Consider the following 16,873-nt stretch of genomic DNA (forward strand, 5'->3'; position numbering starts at 1 on the left):
CTTACAGGCAAATGAGAATCGTTATCGCTACTGCGAGAGCTCGCGGTCCAGGCGGTCGAGGAGCGCTTCGAGCGAGACTTCGAACTCCTCGTCGCCGCGGTCCTCGCTGAGCAGGGCACGCAGCCGCTGCACCTCCGGGGCGATGTCGAGGGACAGGTTCCCGTCGCCCTCCGGGACGGCGGCGCCGCCCTCGTCGAGCGGCTCCTCGGCGGGTCCTGCCTCGGCTCCCCTGACCACGGACTGCAGGAGGAGCTGGCCGAGCAGGAAACTGCTGAACGCGCGGTAGGCGTTGACGGCCTGCGCGTCGGAGAACCCGTTCCCCGTGAGGGCCCGGAGGAACGTGTCGACGACCTCGATGCTCCGGAGCGGCGGACGCAGCCAGGGTGCGGCGGGATGGCGGGTGGCGACGAGGGGGAACGCCTTGGGGTGGTCCGTCGCGATCCGGCGGACCGCGTGCGCGACCGTCTGGAGGAACGCCTGCCAGTGCGTGCCCTCGGCCTCCTCGAGGTGGGAGACGAGGTCGCTCATCAGGGAGGCGACGATGCCCTCGAGCAGGTCCTCCTTCCCGTGCACGTACCGGTAGAGGGACATGGCCTCGACGCCGAGCTCCTGCGCGAGGGAGCGCATCGACAACCCCTGCGTGCCCGACCGGTCGATCTGCCCGAGCGCGGTCGCGACGATGAGGTCCCGGCTCAGCCCGGGTGCGGTCGTCCTGTCGCGTGCCGCCATGGCGGATCTCCCTCGCTGTGGGTGGCGTCCGGCCCCGACTGCGTCCTCGTGATGCGACGCCGCCGTACCTGAGACCATACGCGCGCTTACGTCGTAAGCTCCGACGCGGGCTTACGCCGTAAGTCCGCCGAGGTGATCCCGCACCTCCATCTCGGACGCACTCCTCATCGGATCCGGTGACCACGCCGGGGAACAGGAGCACCACCATGATCGACAGCAACAGCATCAACGACCTCATCGGCGCCGACGTCTACGGCAGCGGCGAGGCGAAGATCGGCACCGTCGGACAGGTCTACGTCGACAACGACACGCAGGCCCCGACCTGGGTGACGATCCGCACGGGGCTCTTCGGCTCGTCCGAGACCTTCGCCCCGCTGACGGACGCCAACTTCGACGCCGGCATCGTCCGCGTCGCGTACGAGAAGGCGTTCGTCAAGGACGCACCGCGCGTCGAGGCGGATGGTGCCCTCAGCGACGAGGAGGAGCAGGCGCTCTACTCGTACTACGGCATGACCGACACCACCGTGGCGGACGAGCAGCCCCTGTACGACCAGGATGCCGACCGTGGTGTGAACACCCACGGCACCCAGGGCCACGACACGTCCGGCCCGACGACCGACGACGCCATGACCCGCTCCGAGGAGCGTCTGCGCGTCGGTACCGAGCAGGTCCAGGCCGGCCGTGCTCGTCTGCGCAAGCACGTCGTCACCGAGCAGGTCACCAAGACCGTCCCGGTCAGCCACGAGGAGGTCACCCTCTCCCGCGAGCCGATCACCGACGCGAACGCCGCCGACGCCCTCGCCGGCCCGGAGCTCAGCGAGGAGGAGCACGAGGTCGTCCTCTCCGAGGAGCGCGTCGTGACCGCCAAGGAGACCGTCCCCGTCGAACGCGTCCGCCTCGGCACGGAGACCGTCACCGAGCAGCAGACCGTCGACGAGGAGGTCGCCCACGAGGAGATCGAACTCGACGACAGCGAGGTCCGCAGCGCCACCGGGACCACCGACCGCGACCTCCGCTCCTGAGCACCACCGGCGGCGGCCCCTCCGTCGCCGGGACTGAGCCCGCTCACACCTGTCGGCCCCGATCATGACGAGCGGGGCCGACAGGCGTACCCGCCCCTCCCGTTCCCTCACCGGAGCACCGCACGGCCCAACGGAGCAGAGCATGAACCGAGACCAGCAGCACGTGTCCGACGCCGACGACCACGTCGAGGTGGTCCGCAGTGAGGAGCGCCTCGCCGTCACCACCGAGCGTCACGCCACGGAACGCGTCCGACTCGAGCGGTACATCGTCACCGAGCAGCGCACCGTCACGGTCGACGTCAGCCGTGAGGAGATCCGTCTGACCCGCGAGCCGATCACCGGCGGGACGCGCCTGCCGGCCGGCGCCGGCGACACCGTCCGCGAACCGATCGTGGTCGTCCTGCACGAGGAGCAGCTCGTCGTGACCAAGACCGTCGTGCCGGTCGAGCGCGTCACACTCACCACGCACACCGTCACGCAGGACGTGGTCGTCGACGAGACCCTCCGGCACGAGGTCGTCGACGTCGACGAGGTGCGCGAGTCGATGGCCTGAGCAGCCGACCCGAGTGCACCGGGCCTCCTGGCCGTCATCGCGACGGACGGGAGGCTCGTCTCGTTCCCGGCAGGACCGCGTGCTCCACAGGGGTCGGTTGCGCGTTCTGCACAGAACGCGCAAACAGTTGCGCGTTGTGTGCAATCCTGGAGACACCGAGCACGTCAGCGCCCGGGAACGAAACGATGGAGTTGCGTATGTCCGTTCCGATCAAGGCCGGGATCGAAAAGGTCCCCGGCGGCATGATGCTCGTCCCGCTCCTCGTGGGTGCCGTCCTCGCGACGGTCGCCCCGGGCACCGCGGACTTCTTCGGGTCCTTCACCGGGGGACTCCTCACCGGGAGCACGCCGATCCTGGCCGTCTTCTACGTCTGCATGGGCGCGAGCATCGACCTGCGCGCGACGCCGTACATCCTCAAGAAGGGCGGGGCGCTCTTCGGCTCGAAGGTGCTGCTCGCCGTCGTCATCGGCGTGGTCGCCGGGCAGTTCATGTCCGAGCTGCCCATCCAGGGCGGCTTCCTCACCGGCCTGTCCGTCCTGGCCCTCGTCGCCGCGTTCAGCGACACGAACGGCGGCCTCTACATGGCGCTCATGGGCCAGTACGGCAAGCCGAAGGACGTCGCCGCGTACTCGATCATGACGATCGAGTCCGGCCCCTTCCTCACGATGCTCATCCTCGGGGTCGCCGGACTGTCCGCGTTCCCGTGGCAGGCCCTCGTCGGTGCACTCATCCCCCTGGTGCTCGGCATGGTCCTCGGCTCGCTCGACCCGGCGATGCGGAAGTTCCTCTCCTCCGCGGCACCGGTCCTCATCTTCTTCTTCGGCCTGGCGCTCGGCTTCGGCATCAGCCTGCAGACCGTCCTCAGCGCGGGACTGCTCGGTGTCCTGCTCGGCCTGGTCGTGCTCTTCCTCGGCGGCAGCGTCCTGTTCCTCGCCGACCGCCTCACCGGTGGCACCGGCCTCGGCGGCCTCGCCGCGTCCTCCACCGCGGGCAACGCCGCCGCGGTGCCGATGCTCGTCGCCGCCGCCAACCCGGCCTACAAGGAGGCAGCGGGTCCCGCCACCGTGCTGGTGTCCGCCGCCATCGTGGTGACCTCGATCGGGACCCCGCTCGTCGTCGCCTGGTACGCACGGCGGATCGCGGCGAAGAAGGGCGGCACGGACACGACGCCCGCGAACGCCGCTCCCGTGGAGAGCGCGGGGAACGGAGCCGCCACGTGAGCGGGACGCACGCGACCCTGACGATCGTCGCCGACGACCTGACCGGGGCTGCCGACGCCGCCGGCGGCTACGGATCGGCGCGCACCAGCGCCGTCGTCCTCGGCCCCGACGTGCCGTGGCCCGCCGCGGACGTCCTCGCCGTGGACACCGAGAGCCGGTACCTGCCCGAGCAGGAGGCCGCGGATCTGGTCGGGTCGGTCGTCCGCCGCTCGGTCGCCCTCGGCCGACCGGTCTTCAAGAAGATCGACTCGCTCCTCCGCGGGAACGTCGGCGCCGAACTCGCCGCAGCCCTCACCGCGATCTCCGGCACTGAACGCGGCCTGGCCGTCGTCGCCCCCGCCTTCCCCGGCACCGGCCGCACGACCGTCGGCGGGGTCGTCCACGTGGACGGCGTCCCGAACACGGACGGCGACCACGCCGGCGACGTCGTCGCCTCGCTCGCCGCCGCGGGCCTCCAGGCCGGGAGGCTCACCCCCGGTCCGGCGGACAGCCCCGCGGTCCTCGCCGGTCGCCTCGACCGTCTCCGCGCCGACGGCGCCGACGCGGTGGTCGTCGACGCGGTCACCGACGCCGATCTCGAGCAGATCGCCCGGGCCTCCCGGCTGGTCGCGGGTCCGGTCCTGGCGACCGGGTCCGGCGGACTCGCCGCGCACATGGTGCCGACCGACGGCGCGACCGCGATGTCGGCTCCCCCGCTGCCGGCCGTCGACCGCGTGCTCGTCGTCGTCGGGAGCTACTCCGGCCCCGCCCGGTCCCAGATCGACGAACTCGTGCGCCGCGGCGCCGAGCACGTCGAGTTGCGGCACCGCGACGACGGCGAGCAGGCTGCGACGGACCAGATCTCCAGCGCTCCCGGCGACGTCATCCTGACGCCCGACCTGGGCATCCCGGTCGACAAGGGGAACGCCCTCGACGTCGCCGCGGCACTCGCGACGACCGTCACGCGGAGTGCGCACCGCTTCGACGCCCTCGTCCTGACCGGCGGGGAGACCGCGCGGGCCGTCCTCGACGCGCTCGGCATCGACAGCGTCCGCGTGCACGGGACCGTCGAACCCGGCGTCGTCCTGAGCAGCCACCCCGACCACCGCCCGATCCTCGTGACGAAGGCGGGTGCGTTCGGCGACGCCGGCACCCTCGCCCGCACGGTCCGGGCCCTCCGACAGCTGAACACCGAAGAGTGAGGAACACAATGAAGCCGATCATCGCGATCACGATGGGTGACGCCGCCGGCGTCGGACCCGAGATCATCGCCAAGGCGATGGCCGACCAGGCGACCCGGTCGCTGGCGACGATGTTCGTCATCGGCGACCTCCGCCGTCTGCAGCTCGCCATGGACGTCGTCTCGAGCACGCTGACCCTCAACCGGATCGGTGACCCGTCCGAGGTGACCGAGGACCCGACCACCATCGACGTCCTCGACATCCCGTGCATCCCCGAGGACCTGGCCTGGGGCGAACTCTCCGCCGAGGCCGGACACGGCGCCTTCCTGTTCATCGAGAAGGCCGTCGAGCTCGCGATGGCCGGCACGATCGACGCCATCTGCACCGGTCCGCTCAACAAGGCCGCGCTGCACATGGGCGGGCACCAGTACCCCGGCCACACCGAGATGCTCGCCGAACTCGCGGGGATCGACGAGGTCTCGATGATGCTCACCGCGCCGAACATGCGCGTCATCCACGTCACCACGCACCTGGGCCTCGTCGACGCCGTCGCCGCCATCGACGGCGACCGGGTCTACCGCACCATCGCGCGCGGCAACGACCTGCTCGTCCGCTCCGGCAACGAGCGTCCGCGCATCGCCGTCGCCGCGATCAACCCGCACGGTGGCGAGAACGGCCTGTTCGGCAACGACGAGGAGGCCCAGAAGATCCAGCCCGGCGTCGACCGAGCACGTGCCGAGGGCCTCGACGTCATCGGTCCGCTGCCCGCCGACACCCTCTTCATGCTCGCCAGTCGCGGCGACTACGACCTGGTCGTCGCCCAGTACCATGACCAGGGCCACATCCCGGTGAAGGTGCTCGGGCTGAAGAACGGTGTGAACGTCACCGTCGGCCTGCCGTTCGTCCGGACCTCGGTCGACCACGGAACGGCGTTCGACATCGCCGGGAAGGACATCGTGGACCACGAACCGCTGCTCGAAGCGCTCCGTCAGGCCGCCGACCTGTCCCCGGAGCGCGAAGGCTGACGTGAACGCCCGCGACCGTCGGCGCGAGATCAGCCGCCTGCTGCAGGAGAAGCCCGTCACCGTCGACGAGCTCGCAGCGGTGTTCTCGGTCTCCGCGTCGACGATCCGGCGGGACCTCGACACGATGACGCGGGACGGCACCATCGTCCGGACGTACGGCGGTGCGCAGACCATCGGCGGGGCGGAGCGGAGTCTGCGGGAGCGTGAGGCGATCGCCGTCGAGCAGAAGGCAGCGATCGGCCGGCTCGCGAGCACGTTCGTGGAGGACGGGGCCGTCGCCGTGCTCGACGCCGGGACCACCGTGGGGGCGCTCGCGCGGAACCTCGTCCACCGCGAGGGCATCACCGTCGTGACGACCGGACTGACGACCACCAACGCACTCGAGCACAGCACGGGAGTCGAGCTCATCGTCGTGGGCGGGCGGCTGCGGCACATCAGCTCGGGGTTCGTCGGGCCCTTCGCCGAGCGGGTGATGGCGGATGTGTCGGCCGACGTCGCGTTCCTCGGGGCCGACGGGGTCTCCGCGGAGTTCGGGCTCGGCGAGGAGACGCCGGAGCAGGCGTCGTTGAAGCGCGTGATGGTCGAGCGGGCGCGCGAGCTGTACGTGCTGGCGGACTCGACGAAGCTCGGGGTGGCCTCGGCCCACTGGTGGACGCGGATCGAGCGGCCGTGGGTGCTCGTCACGGACGACGGGGCGACGGAGGAGCAACTGGCGGCGTTCCGGGGGGCGGAGTCGGTGACGCTGCACGTGGCGGCGACCGGTCACCTCGCCTGAGGACGGGCGCTCATCGCACCGGTTCGCCTGCGCACCGCCGGACACCGGCGCACCTTCCGTGGAAGGGTCGAGCCATGCTGCACCACCAGACCGTCGTCATCGCCGGCTGCGGCGACCTCGGCACCGAGGCCGCCCTCCGCTTCGCCGACCTCGGGTACCGCGTCGTCGGACTCCGTCGTCGCGCGGAGCTCCTGCCCGCACCGATCGAGGGCCGGAGCACCGACCTGCGCCAGGACGTGCCCGAGATCGACGCCGACACCGCGATCGTGGTCGTCGCCCTGGCCGCGGGCAGCCGGGACCCGGACGAGTACCGGGCGACCTACGTCGACGGCCTCCGGAACGTGCTGGACGGCATCGACCGGTCGGGAGCGAGCCCGCGGATCGTCGTCGTGTCCTCGACCGCGGTCTACGACGTGTCGGACGGCAGCGTCGTCACCGAGGAGACCCCGGCGACCGGCGGGACGCCCACGGCGCAGGTCCTCGTGGAGGCCGAAGCGCTCCTCCGAGAGCGAGCGCCGCGTGCGGTGCTCCTCCGACTCTCCGGGATCTACGGGCCCGGGCGGGAGCGGCTCATCGACCAGGTGCGATCCGGCGCGGCCCGACTCGCGCCGAGCCCGGGGGCGTCTCCCCACACGAACCGCATCCACCGCGACGACGCCGCGGCCGCGATCGTGCACCTCGCGACACTCGACGACCCGGCGCCGACCTACCTGGGCACCGACGACCAGCCAGTCCGACTCGACGACGTGCTCCGGTTCCTCGCCGACGAACTGGCGGTGCCGGCACCGGGGTCGGGTCCGGCGTCCGACCGGCAGGCGGGAGGCGACAAGCGGCTGTCGAACGCGCTCCTGCGGTCGACCGGCTTCACGTTCCGCTACCCGACCTTCCGCGAGGGCTACCGCGCGGTGCTCGCCGGCGAGGGTGCACGGCACAGCTGACCGCGGGACGCTGCTGCTCCTCCGAGCCATGCCCGCGCGGCTGGCCGTCGGGAGCTACTCATGGGCGGAGCGTCAGTACATGCCGGACACGCGATGTCTCGGACACGTGGCTGTGGACCGCTGGAGCGATGCCATTGAGGATGTTCAACATCTCCCGGTGTACCTGAGCGGGGTCCGGGCTCCCCGACCGCGTCGCTATGGGTTCGTGATGCGCGATCCGGTTGCGGAGCGTGTTCACCGACTCGATCGTGTGGTCGACGTGGGAGCGTTGCGTACCCTTCGGGAAGGCGTGGTGCAGGTACGGCACCCAGACGGTCTTCTCCATCGCGTTGGTCGTCAGCTGCCGCCAGAACCCGAGGGTCAACTCCGCGATCACCTTCCCGGGGGTCGCGCTTCCGAAACCACAGCGAGCGATGGCGGCATCGACTGCTTTCCGGTTGAGGGCGTTGACGTCCGAGCCCCGTTTGATCCCCTTGACGTTCCTCGTGCGCCAGATCGGGACGATCGCAGGCGATTCCGCATCGAGGAGCCAGTGCGTGTTCGTTCGCCAGCGCGCCGAGATGGCCGTGTCGTAGGCGTTCCGCAGTGCCACTTCGAAGTGGGCGATGTCGTGCATGAGCGCTTGCCCCGCCTGGACGTTCCATTCGTACAGGCGAAGGGCCCGGCTTCGGTCGCCGTCGGCGTCTGCCACGTACCGCGCGAACCGCGCGGCGCCGAGCCAGTCGTCCACCCAGGAGTCCGACACTTCCCCAACTTCCCCGCAGAAAAAAGCAGAGCCCCGGCGACATGGTCGAAACCAGCGGTCCACACGGGGCTTACGAGCACCAGAGTAGCGGAGCCTCGATCGGGCGGCAACGGCGACGGATGTTCAGTGCCCGCGGTGGTCCTGGATCGTCATCCGCGGCCCGAACGCCGGCTTCCGGAACCCCGACCCCGAGATGAGCCGCACGACCCGTTCGCGGTGCCCCCGCCACGGTTCCAGCAGTTCGAGCATCCCGTCGTCGTCGACCGGCCCTCCGGTGAGTGCCCATCCGACGAGGGCGGGCACGTGGTAGTCCCCGACGCTCGGCGAGTCCGGGTCCCCGTGCGACCGCTGCGCCGTCTCGGCAGCGGTCCACGGTCCGACGCCGGGGATGGACTGCAGCCGACTCGCGACGAGCTCCCCGCCGCGGCCGAGCGCCAGCGTCCGTTCGAGTGCGGGCGCGACCTTCACGACGCGCATCACCGTCGCCGAGCGCCCGGGCTCGATGCCGGCCTTGTGCCACTCCCAACTCGGGATGCGCGCCCAGGTGTCGGCGTCCGGCGGGACGACCATGCCCTCGGGAGCCGGGCCGGGTGCGGGCGTGCCGAAGCGTCGGACGAGGTACCGCCACGCACGCCAGGCCTGCCGCGAGGTCACCTTCTGCTCCATGATCGCGGGCACGAGCATCGCGACGACCGTGTTCGTCCGGAGGAGCCGTAACCCCGGCTGGCGGTGTCGCGCCTGTTCCAGGAACGCATGCGCGGACACGTCGAGTTCGGACCAGTCGTCACCGCGTCCGACGAGGTCGGGTCCGTGCGACACGGCCCACGCGGCTCCGGCACCCCACGCGCTGATCGCGACGGCGTCGCCGACGGCCCGGACGAGGACGGATGCCGGCCCCTCCGGGGTGCGCAACGCGAGCCACACGTCGGACCCGACCACCCGGTGCGCCGGATCGCCGGAGCCGCGCGACAGGGGCCGCAGCGTCGCGATCACGTCCACCGGGCCTCCCGGCCGGTAGACGGTGTCGACACGGCGTAGGTCGACGAGCGGGTCGCGGTCCTGCTCGTCGTCGCCGGTCGACGCCGCAGCGGATCGGACGGAAGCCATGCAGGGATCGTAAGCGTCGGCACGGACACCGGCGACCGCGGCCGACGCTCCCACGGCGGTTGTCCACGACCTCGGGTCACAGCATGGCGATACCGGAGTCGCGTCGGCCATGATGAGGGGGTCCACCGAACCCGACATCGGAAGTCCTCTCCATGCGCATCGGCATCCTCACCTCCGGCGGCGACTGCCCCGGTCTCAACGCGGTCATCCGGGCCATCGTGCTCAAGGGCATCGCGATCCACGGCCACGAGTTCGTCGGCTTCCGGGACGGCTGGCGGGGCGTGGTCGAGGGTGACATCGTGCCGCTCGGCCGCAAGGACATCCAGGGCATCGCGAAGCAGGGCGGGACGATCCTCGGCACGAGCCGGACGAACCCGTTCGAGGGCCCGAAGGGCGGCGTCGAGAACATCACCGCGACGCTCGAGCGGCACGGCATCGACGCCATCGTCGCCATCGGTGGCGAGGGCACACTGGCCGCCGCGAAGCGCCTCACCGACGCCGGGCTCAAGATCGTCGGCGTCCCCAAGACGGTCGACAACGACCTCGGTGCCACGGACTACACGTTCGGCTTCGACACCGCGGTGGCGATCGCGACCGAGGCGATGGACCGCCTCCGCACCACGGGTGAGTCCCACTCGCGCTGCATGGTCGCGGAGGTCATGGGTCGGCACGTCGGCTGGATCGCCCTCCACTCGGGCATGGCGGCGGGCGCGCACGCGATCCTCATCCCCGAGCAGAAGACCTCCCTCGCGCAGATCGCGGAGTGGGTCCAGGCCGCCTACGACCGCGGGCGTGCACCGCTCGTCGTGGTCGCCGAGGGGTTCGTCCCCGACCACGAGGACACCGCCCACACCGAGCGCGGCCTCGACGCCTTCGGCCGACCGCGCCTGGGCGGCATCGGCGAGCGCCTCGCCCCGCTCATCGAGGAGATGACGGGCATCGAGACCCGCGCCACGACGCTCGGGCACATCCAGCGCGGCGGCACCCCGACGGCCTACGACCGGGTGCTCTCGACCCGGCTCGGCCTGGCGGCGATCGACGCCGTCGTCGAGGAGCGCTGGGGCCGGATGGTCGCCCTGAAGGGCACCGAGATCGTGCACGTCTCCTTCGAGGACGCGCTCGGCGAGCTGAAGACCGTGCCGCAGGACCGGTACGACGAAGCCGCCATCATGTTCGGCTGACGCCGGGCGCCGGGACCTCGATCAGTCCTCGGCCACCCGGGTCGCACAACACGCCGCCGGCCGTTCGCCGAGGTCGTACGACATGCCGTTCGCTCCGGAGACGAGCGGCATGTCGTGCGACCTGGAGCGTGTCGCCCACCCGCGGCGGCTGCGCCCGCGCCCGCGCCCGACCGGGAGGCCCGGGGTAGCGTCGCGCGCATGACCCGCGCCGTCCTCGTGTCCCGTTCCGCCGCCCCCATCGTCACCGACGTCGACCTGCCCGCCCCCGGCGACCGGGAGGCCCTGGTCACCGTCACGAGGTCGAGCGTCAACTACAAGGACGGCCTGGCCGTCGCCGGCGACCCCGGCGTCGTGCGGACCGACCCGCTCGTGCCCGGCATCGACGTGGTCGGCACCGTGGCCGCGGTCGGACCGAACGTGCAGGACGTGGCGGTCGGCGAGCGCGTGGTCCTGACCGGCGCGGGCGCGGGCGAGACCCGGCACGGCGGCTGGGCGGAGCAGTGCGTCGTCCCGGTGGACGCGCTGGTCTCCCTGCCCGACGGCATCGACGACGACCTGGCGGCAGCGATCGGCACGGCCGGGTTCACCGCGATGCTCAGCGTCCTGGTGCTCGAGCGCGGAGTCGCCCCCGAGGACGGGCCGGTCCTGGTGACCGGAGCCTCGGGCGGGGTCGGCACGGTGGCGATCGCCCTGCTCGCGGCCCGCGGGTACCGGGTGGCCGCGTCGACCGGTCGGCCGGAGAACGGCGACGCGCTCCGGGCCCTCGGCGCGGCGGACGTCATCGACCGCGCGACGATCGCCGAGCCGGGGAAGCCGATGCAGCGCGCGGTGTGGGCCGGCGCGGTCGACAGTGTCGGTGGTGCGACCCTCGCGAACGTCCTCGCGGCGACGCAGTACGGCGGCTCGGTCACGGCGTGCGGGTTGGCGCAGGACACCTCCCTGCCGACGACGGTGCTGCCGTTCATCCTGCGCGGGGTGTCCCTGCTCGGCATCGACTCGGTCGCGGCGCCGCTCGACCTGCGGCAGCGGGCCTGGGCACGGCTCGCGACGGACCTCGACCCGGCGCTGCTCCGGGCGGTGACCCGCACGGTCGGCCTCGCCGAGGCGATCGAGGTCGGCGCGGAGGTCGTCGCCGGACGGGTGCACGGGCGGACGGTGGTCGACGTCACGCGGTGATCCGGGCCTCCCGGCCGGCGGTGCCGACGGGGCTGCACCGGTCAGCACCCGGGCGGGCACGGGCGGCGGCGGCCCCCGCTCCTGCGCCCGCTCCTTAGCAAGCGTTTGCACAATGTCACGTTAGGATTTGAGTACCGAACACCTTCATTGAGGAGACCCGGATGCCGGTACCCAAGTCGACCGTCGAGAACTCGCCCCGGAAGCTCCTCCGCGACGTCGTCCTCGAGAAGATGCTCGCCGCGATCCAGGACGGCACCCTGCAGGCCGGGGAACGCCTCAACGACGACGAGCTGGTCGCCTGGCTCGGTGTGAGCCGCACCCCCATCCGCGAGGCGATCGCGAAGCTGGTCGACTACGGCCTGGTCGAGATGGAGGCGAACCGCTACACGCGCGTCGCCTCCCCCACCCGCGAGCAGTACGACGACGCCTTCCAGGTGCTGTTCGGCATCGGTGAGCTCGCCGCCCGCTGGTCGTTCCCCCGCTTCGAGGACGCCGACGTCAAGGCGTTCGGCAAGATCCTCGACGACATGCGCGCGCACGCCGAGGCCGAGGACCGCGCCCTGAACGACGACATCGACAAGGCGATCGCGTTCATGGTCGCCAAGTCGGGCAACGAGCTCCTCGTGAAGACGAGCGAGTCGCTGCTGAACCGCGCGAAGTTCGTCCGCATCGGTGAGCCCGAGTTCGTGTTCTGGGACGTCGCGGACGCGCTCGACGGCTTCCGTGCCGCCGCGAAGGGCCGTGACGGTGAGGCCGGCGGCGCGCTCGTGCGCGGGCTCGGTCGCGCGATGGCCGAGCACCTCGCCACGGCACGGGCGGCGAAGGCCGCAGAGGCCTGATCCGGCGAGCGGTCGGCCCCGCCGCCCACATGTGGCGGGGCCGACCTGCGTCCTGCGTCGTACGTCCTGCGCGAGGATGGAGACGTGACCGACGTCCTGCTCCGCGCCACCGCCCTCCGTGTCACCCGCAGCGGACGCGACCTGCTGCACGACGTGGACCTCACCGTCCGCAGCGGGGAGCACTGGGCACTGCTCGGCTCGAACGGCGCCGGCAAATCGACCCTGCTCGCGGTGCTCGGCGCCACCGGACACCCGACCGCCGGCCACGTCGAGGTGCTCGGTCGACAGCTCGGACGTGTCGACGTCCGTGAGCTCCGTGAGCACATCGGGCACGTCGACCCTCGGCACCGGATGCTGTCGCCGCTGACCGTCCTCGAGACCGTGCTGACCGGGCGCACCGGGACGACCGACCTCATGACGCGGTGGGAGCCGACGGCCGACGACCTCGTCCGTGCCGAGCAGCTCGTCGCCGACGTCGGACTCACCGCGCGCCGCGACGCCCGCTGGCCGGTGCTGTCGCAGGGCGAACGGGGACGTGCGCTCATCGCCCGGGCGCTGCTGTCCGACCCGCGGCTGCTGCTGCTCGACGAACCCGCGACCGGACTCGACGTCGCCGCACGGGAGCACCTGCTCGAGACCGTCGACGCCCTGCGTGTCCGGCAACCGGAACTCGGCAGCGTGATGGTCACCCACCACCTGGAGGACCTGCCGGCCTCGACCTCGCACGCGATGCTCCTCCGCGACGGGGGCGTCGTGGCGCAGGGGCCGGCGGACGAGGTCATCACCTCGGCGCTGGTGTCGGCCGCGTTCGATTTCCCGCTGGCGGTCGAGCGCAGCGGTGGGCGCTGGCACGCACGACGGGCCGACTGAGGCGGGCGGGCCTCCCGGCCGGCGCGGACCGGTCGCGCGACCGCGGTCGTCGCGTGGCCACGAGACGCCCCCGTCAGTGACGGACGCCGCCTTCGTCGCAGCACGCCGTCGAACGGGGCGGCGCCTCGGGCACTCGGCGGTGTGACGGGCAGACGCCTCCGTCACGGGCAGACGGCGGCGTCTCGCGCACCTCGCGGACGGGCCGACGGGAGGCGCGGCCCCTCCGGACCGCGCCTCCCGTCCGTCGTCGGCCGGCTACTCGGTCGCGGCAGCGGCCGCCTTCGCGGCAGCCGGCAGCGCGTCGAGGATCCGCGACACCGCGCGCTCGTCGTGCGCGGCGGTGAGGAACCACGCCTCGTACACGCTCGGCGGCAGGGTCACGCCGGAGTCGAGCATGCTGTGGAAGAACGCCGCGTACCGGAAGGCCTCCTGCGCGCGGACGTCGTCGTAGTCCCGCGGCGGGGTGTCCAGGAACGCGAACGAGAACAGGTTCCCGGCGTGCTGGACGGTGTGTGCGACGCCCTCGGCCGCGAGCGCCTCGCTCGTGGCCCGGGAGACGACGTCCGCCGTCCGGTCGAGGTGCGCGTAGACGTCGGCGGTCGCGGCCCGGAGCGTGGCGATGCCCGCGGCCACCGCGAGCGGGTTCCCGGACAGCGTGCCCGCCTGGTACACGGGGCCGAGCGGGGCGAGGAAGTCCATGACCTCGCGACGCCCGCCGAGTGCGGCGAGGGGCATGCCGCCGCCGATGACCTTGCCGTAGGTGACGAGGTCGGGCTTCCATCCCGTCCCCTCGGGCACGGTGCCGTCCGCTTCGAGCCCCCACCAGCCGGCCGGGCCGACACGGAAGCCGGTCAGGACCTCGTCGACGATGAGCAGCGCGCCGTGCGACTGCGTGATCTGTGCCAGGGCCCGGTTGAACCCGCGCTCCGGGGCGAGGACGCCCATGTTCGCGGGGGCGCCCTCGACGATCACGGCCGCGATGCGCTCCGAGTGCTCGTCGAAGGCGCGACGGACGGCGTCAAGGTCGTTGTACGGCAGCACCAGCGTCTGCGCGGCGGTCTCGGCGGTGATGCCCGCGCTGCCGGGCAGTGCGAGCGTGGCGACGCCCGAACCGGCCTCGGCCAGGAGCGAGTCCGAGTGGCCGTGGTAGTGCCCGGCGAACTTCACGAGCAGGTCCCGGCCGGTGTAGCCGCGGGCCAGGCGGATCGCCGTCATGGTCGCCTCGGTGCCCGTGGACACCATGCGGATCTTCTCGATCGGCCCGTCGCCGTCCACCTGCACGCGCTGCTTCACGAGCTCCGCGAGTTCGGTCTCCCCGGGCGTGGAGGCACCGAACGACAGACCCCGGGCCGCCGCCTGCTGCACGGCCTCGACCGTGCCGGGGTGCGCGTGGCCGAGGATCGCCGGGCCCCACGAGGCGACGAGGTCGACGTACTCGCGACCCTCGGCGTCCGTGACGGTGGCGCCCTTCGCGGACACCAGGAAGCGGGGTGTCCCGCCGACCGAGCCGTAGGCACGCACCGGCGAGTTCACGCCGCCGGGGATGCTGTCCTTCGCGCGGCCGAACAGGTCGTCATTGGTGGTCATTCGGGTGCCTTCCCGGTCGGTGCGATGCCGGCGACGTCCGCCGAGCTGCCGGAGGTGCGCAGGCCGGCCTCCTCGTTGAGCTTGCGGGCCATGTCGACCGCGAAGTAGGTGAGGATCGCGTCGGCGCCGGCGCGCTTGATGCCGATGAGGGCCTCCATCGCGGCGGCGTCCCGGTCGATCCACCCGTTCTGGGCGGCAGCGGTGATCATCGCGTACTCGCCGGAGATCTGGTACGCCCAGACCGGCACCGGTGAGGTGTCGGCCGTGCGGGCGAGGACGTCGAGGTAGCTCATCGCGGGCTTCACCATGACGATGTCGGCGCCCTCCTCGATGTCCTGCTCGACCTCGCGGAGGCCCTCCCGCCCGTTGCCGGAGTCGAGCTGGTACGTGCGGCGGTCACCCTGCAGGGTGCTCGCGACGGCCTCCCGGAAGGGCCCGTAGAAGGCCGAGGCGTACTTGGCCGCGTAGGCGAGCAGCGCGGTGCCGGAGTGCCCGGAGACGTCGAGCGCGTCCCGGGCGGCGGCGATCTGGCCGTCCATCATGCCGCTCAGGCAGACGAGCTCGGCGCCGGCCTCGGCCTGGGCGACCGCCATGTCCCGGTAGCGGAGCAGCGTCGCGTCGTTGTCGACCGAGCCGTCCGCCGCGAGGACACCGCAGTGCCCGTGGTCGGTGAACTCGTCGAGGCACAGGTCGGACTGTACGACGAGGGCGTCCCCGACCTCTTCCTTCGCCACACGGATCGCGACGTTGAGGATGCCGTCCGGATCGGTCGCGCCGGAGCCGACCGCGTCCTTGTGCTGCGGGACGCCGAACAGGTTGACGCCACCGATGCCGACCGACGCGGCCTCGTTCAGTGCACGGCGGAACGAGTCGAGGGAGTGCTGCTGCACCCCGGGCATGCTCGAGATGTCGATCGCGTCGGTGGCGCCTTCGCGGATGAACATCGGCAGCACGAGCTCGGCGGGGTGGAGCCGGGTCTCGGCGACGAGACGACGCATCGCGGGGGTGGCGCGGAGACGTCGGGGGCGGACCTGGGGGAAGCGGCCGGTCACGGGTGGCCTTCCTGTTCGGGGGTGGATGGGTCGAGGGCCTCGACGACGGCGTCGAGGAGGGCTTCTGCGGACCGTTCGGCGGCGACGACGTCCACCGGCAGGCCGGCGGCGTGGGCCTCGTCGGCGGTGCCGGGGCCGATGCAGGCGATCCGGGTGCGGGGGTCGAGGGGGGTGAGACGACGAGCGACTTCGCGGGCGATGCTGCCGCTCGTCACGAGGACGACGTCCGGCGCGGGGTCGCCCGGGATCGGCGCGTCACCGGTCCCGACCGTACGGTACGCGACCACCTCTGACACGTCGATGCCCCTGGCCCGCAGGCCGTCGACGAGGGTGGGTGCGGCCAGGTCGGAGCGCGGGTGGAGGACGAGTCGGGCGTCCGCCGGGAGCGCCCGCACGAGTCCGGCCGCCGAGTGGTCGTCCGGCACGAGGTCGACGGTCCACCCGACGGCGCGGGCCGCGCGGGCGGTCGCCTCGCCGACGGCGGCGACGCGGACCCCGGCCGGGAGGCCCGGCAGGCGTTCCGCGAGCACCCGCACGGTGGTCGCGCTGGTCACCACGAGCCAGTCGTCGCCCGCTCGCTCGGCGCCCTCGCCGTCGAGGTGCGACGACTCGCCGTGTGCGGGTCGTCGAGGTTCCACGATGTCGGAACCCGACGCCTCGAGGTTCCGGAATTCCGGAACCGGGGCGGGGCGGCCGGCCGCGAGCCGGGCGACCATCCGGTCGAGGGGACCGGCGTCGAGCGGCGGCGCGTCGGTGACGAGCGGGACGATGCGCGGGTCGAGCCCGCGCGCAGCAGCTGCCGCGGCGACCCGTTCTCCCCATGAGCCACCGCGCGGGACGACGACCACGGGCCGGGGCCCGGTCCTGTCGTCCCGCGTGGTGTCCGTGGTGATC

Annotated in this window: 17 protein-coding genes; 11 read left to right on the forward strand and 6 right to left on the reverse strand. The window is 72.3% G+C overall.

Annotated features, from left to right (window positions below; genetic code table 11):
• Positions 1-27: 27 nt before the first annotated feature.
• The gene (locus DEI95_RS05735) at positions 28-729 is read right to left on the reverse strand and encodes a TetR/AcrR family transcriptional regulator C-terminal domain-containing protein (protein ID WP_111059659.1); all 702 of its coding nucleotides are present in this window, start codon (positions 727-729) and stop codon (positions 28-30) included.
• A 206-nt stretch (positions 730-935) separates the two neighbouring features.
• On the opposite strand from DEI95_RS05735, the gene DEI95_RS05740 reads away from it, so the two are divergent.
• The 7 genes from DEI95_RS05740 (at position 936) to DEI95_RS05770 (ending at position 7,422) form a co-directional block, all read left to right on the forward strand.
• Positions 936-1,751: a DUF2382 domain-containing protein gene (locus tag DEI95_RS05740; RefSeq protein ID WP_111059660.1), complete on the forward strand. Its 816-nt coding sequence runs from the start codon at positions 936-938 to the stop codon at positions 1,749-1,751.
• Between the two features lie 142 nt (positions 1,752-1,893).
• The gene (locus DEI95_RS05745) at positions 1,894-2,304 is read left to right on the forward strand and encodes a YsnF/AvaK domain-containing protein (protein WP_181420306.1); all 411 of its coding nucleotides are present in this window, start codon (positions 1,894-1,896) and stop codon (positions 2,302-2,304) included.
• A gap of 197 nt (positions 2,305-2,501) precedes the next feature.
• Entirely contained in the window at positions 2,502-3,524 is a 1,023-nt protein-coding gene (locus tag DEI95_RS05750; RefSeq protein WP_110825703.1) for a 2-keto-3-deoxygluconate permease, read from the forward strand.
• A complete protein-coding gene (locus tag DEI95_RS05755) occupies positions 3,521-4,705 on the forward strand; it encodes a four-carbon acid sugar kinase family protein (RefSeq protein ID WP_181436210.1) in 1,185 nt (394 codons plus the stop codon). Before DEI95_RS05750 ends, DEI95_RS05755 begins: the two co-directional genes overlap by 4 nt.
• 8 nt (positions 4,706-4,713) lie before the next feature.
• The gene (gene pdxA / locus DEI95_RS05760) at positions 4,714-5,709 is read left to right on the forward strand and encodes a 4-hydroxythreonine-4-phosphate dehydrogenase PdxA (protein WP_111059663.1); all 996 of its coding nucleotides are present in this window, start codon (positions 4,714-4,716) and stop codon (positions 5,707-5,709) included.
• Between the two features lies 1 nt (position 5,710).
• On the forward strand, positions 5,711-6,484 hold the full coding sequence (locus DEI95_RS05765; protein ID WP_110825705.1) for a DeoR/GlpR family DNA-binding transcription regulator: 774 nt from the start codon (positions 5,711-5,713) through the stop codon (positions 6,482-6,484).
• Between the two features lie 74 nt (positions 6,485-6,558).
• Positions 6,559-7,422, forward strand: coding sequence for an NAD-dependent epimerase/dehydratase family protein (locus DEI95_RS05770; RefSeq protein WP_110825706.1), 864 nt, complete (start codon positions 6,559-6,561; stop codon positions 7,420-7,422).
• A gap of 58 nt (positions 7,423-7,480) precedes the next feature.
• Here the strand turns inward: DEI95_RS05770 and DEI95_RS05775 are convergent, their stop codons facing one another.
• A complete protein-coding gene (locus tag DEI95_RS05775; protein WP_258367485.1) occupies positions 7,481-8,152 on the reverse strand; it encodes a hypothetical protein in 672 nt (223 codons plus the stop codon).
• A 138-nt stretch (positions 8,153-8,290) separates the two neighbouring features.
• A complete protein-coding gene (locus DEI95_RS05780) occupies positions 8,291-9,274 on the reverse strand; it encodes a DNA-3-methyladenine glycosylase (RefSeq protein ID WP_258367486.1) in 984 nt (327 codons plus the stop codon).
• A 152-nt stretch (positions 9,275-9,426) separates the two neighbouring features.
• On the opposite strand from DEI95_RS05780, the gene DEI95_RS05785 reads away from it, so the two are divergent.
• From DEI95_RS05785 to DEI95_RS05800, 4 genes are all read left to right on the forward strand, one after another.
• A complete protein-coding gene (locus tag DEI95_RS05785) occupies positions 9,427-10,455 on the forward strand; it encodes a 6-phosphofructokinase (protein ID WP_110889469.1) in 1,029 nt (342 codons plus the stop codon).
• A 198-nt stretch (positions 10,456-10,653) separates the two neighbouring features.
• Complete coding sequence (locus DEI95_RS05790; protein ID WP_111059665.1) at positions 10,654-11,631, forward strand: MDR family oxidoreductase; 978 nt, start codon at positions 10,654-10,656, stop codon at positions 11,629-11,631.
• A gap of 161 nt (positions 11,632-11,792) precedes the next feature.
• The gene (locus DEI95_RS05795) at positions 11,793-12,470 is read left to right on the forward strand and encodes a GntR family transcriptional regulator (protein ID WP_110900815.1); all 678 of its coding nucleotides are present in this window, start codon (positions 11,793-11,795) and stop codon (positions 12,468-12,470) included.
• 84 nt (positions 12,471-12,554) lie between these two features.
• Positions 12,555-13,340, forward strand: coding sequence for an ABC transporter ATP-binding protein (locus tag DEI95_RS05800; RefSeq protein WP_110825710.1), 786 nt, complete (start codon positions 12,555-12,557; stop codon positions 13,338-13,340).
• 255 nt (positions 13,341-13,595) lie between these two features.
• Here the strand turns inward: DEI95_RS05800 and hemL are convergent, their stop codons facing one another.
• From hemL to DEI95_RS05815, 3 genes are read right to left on the reverse strand one after another with little or no spacing between them, the layout of a single operon-like run.
• Positions 13,596-14,927, reverse strand: a complete 1,332-nt coding sequence (gene hemL / locus DEI95_RS05805; RefSeq protein ID WP_111059666.1) for a glutamate-1-semialdehyde 2,1-aminomutase — start codon at positions 14,925-14,927, stop codon at positions 13,596-13,598.
• Positions 14,924-15,979, reverse strand: a complete 1,056-nt coding sequence (hemB, locus tag DEI95_RS05810; protein ID WP_258367488.1) for a porphobilinogen synthase — start codon at positions 15,977-15,979, stop codon at positions 14,924-14,926. Before hemB ends, hemL begins: the two co-directional genes overlap by 4 nt.
• A complete protein-coding gene (locus tag DEI95_RS05815) occupies positions 15,976-16,827 on the reverse strand; it encodes a uroporphyrinogen-III synthase (protein WP_111059667.1) in 852 nt (283 codons plus the stop codon). Before DEI95_RS05815 ends, hemB begins: the two co-directional genes overlap by 4 nt.
• Positions 16,828-16,873: the final 46 nt, after the last annotated feature.

The organism is Curtobacterium sp. MCBD17_008, assembly GCF_003234475.1.
Lineage (GTDB): Bacteria > Actinomycetota > Actinomycetes > Actinomycetales > Microbacteriaceae > Curtobacterium.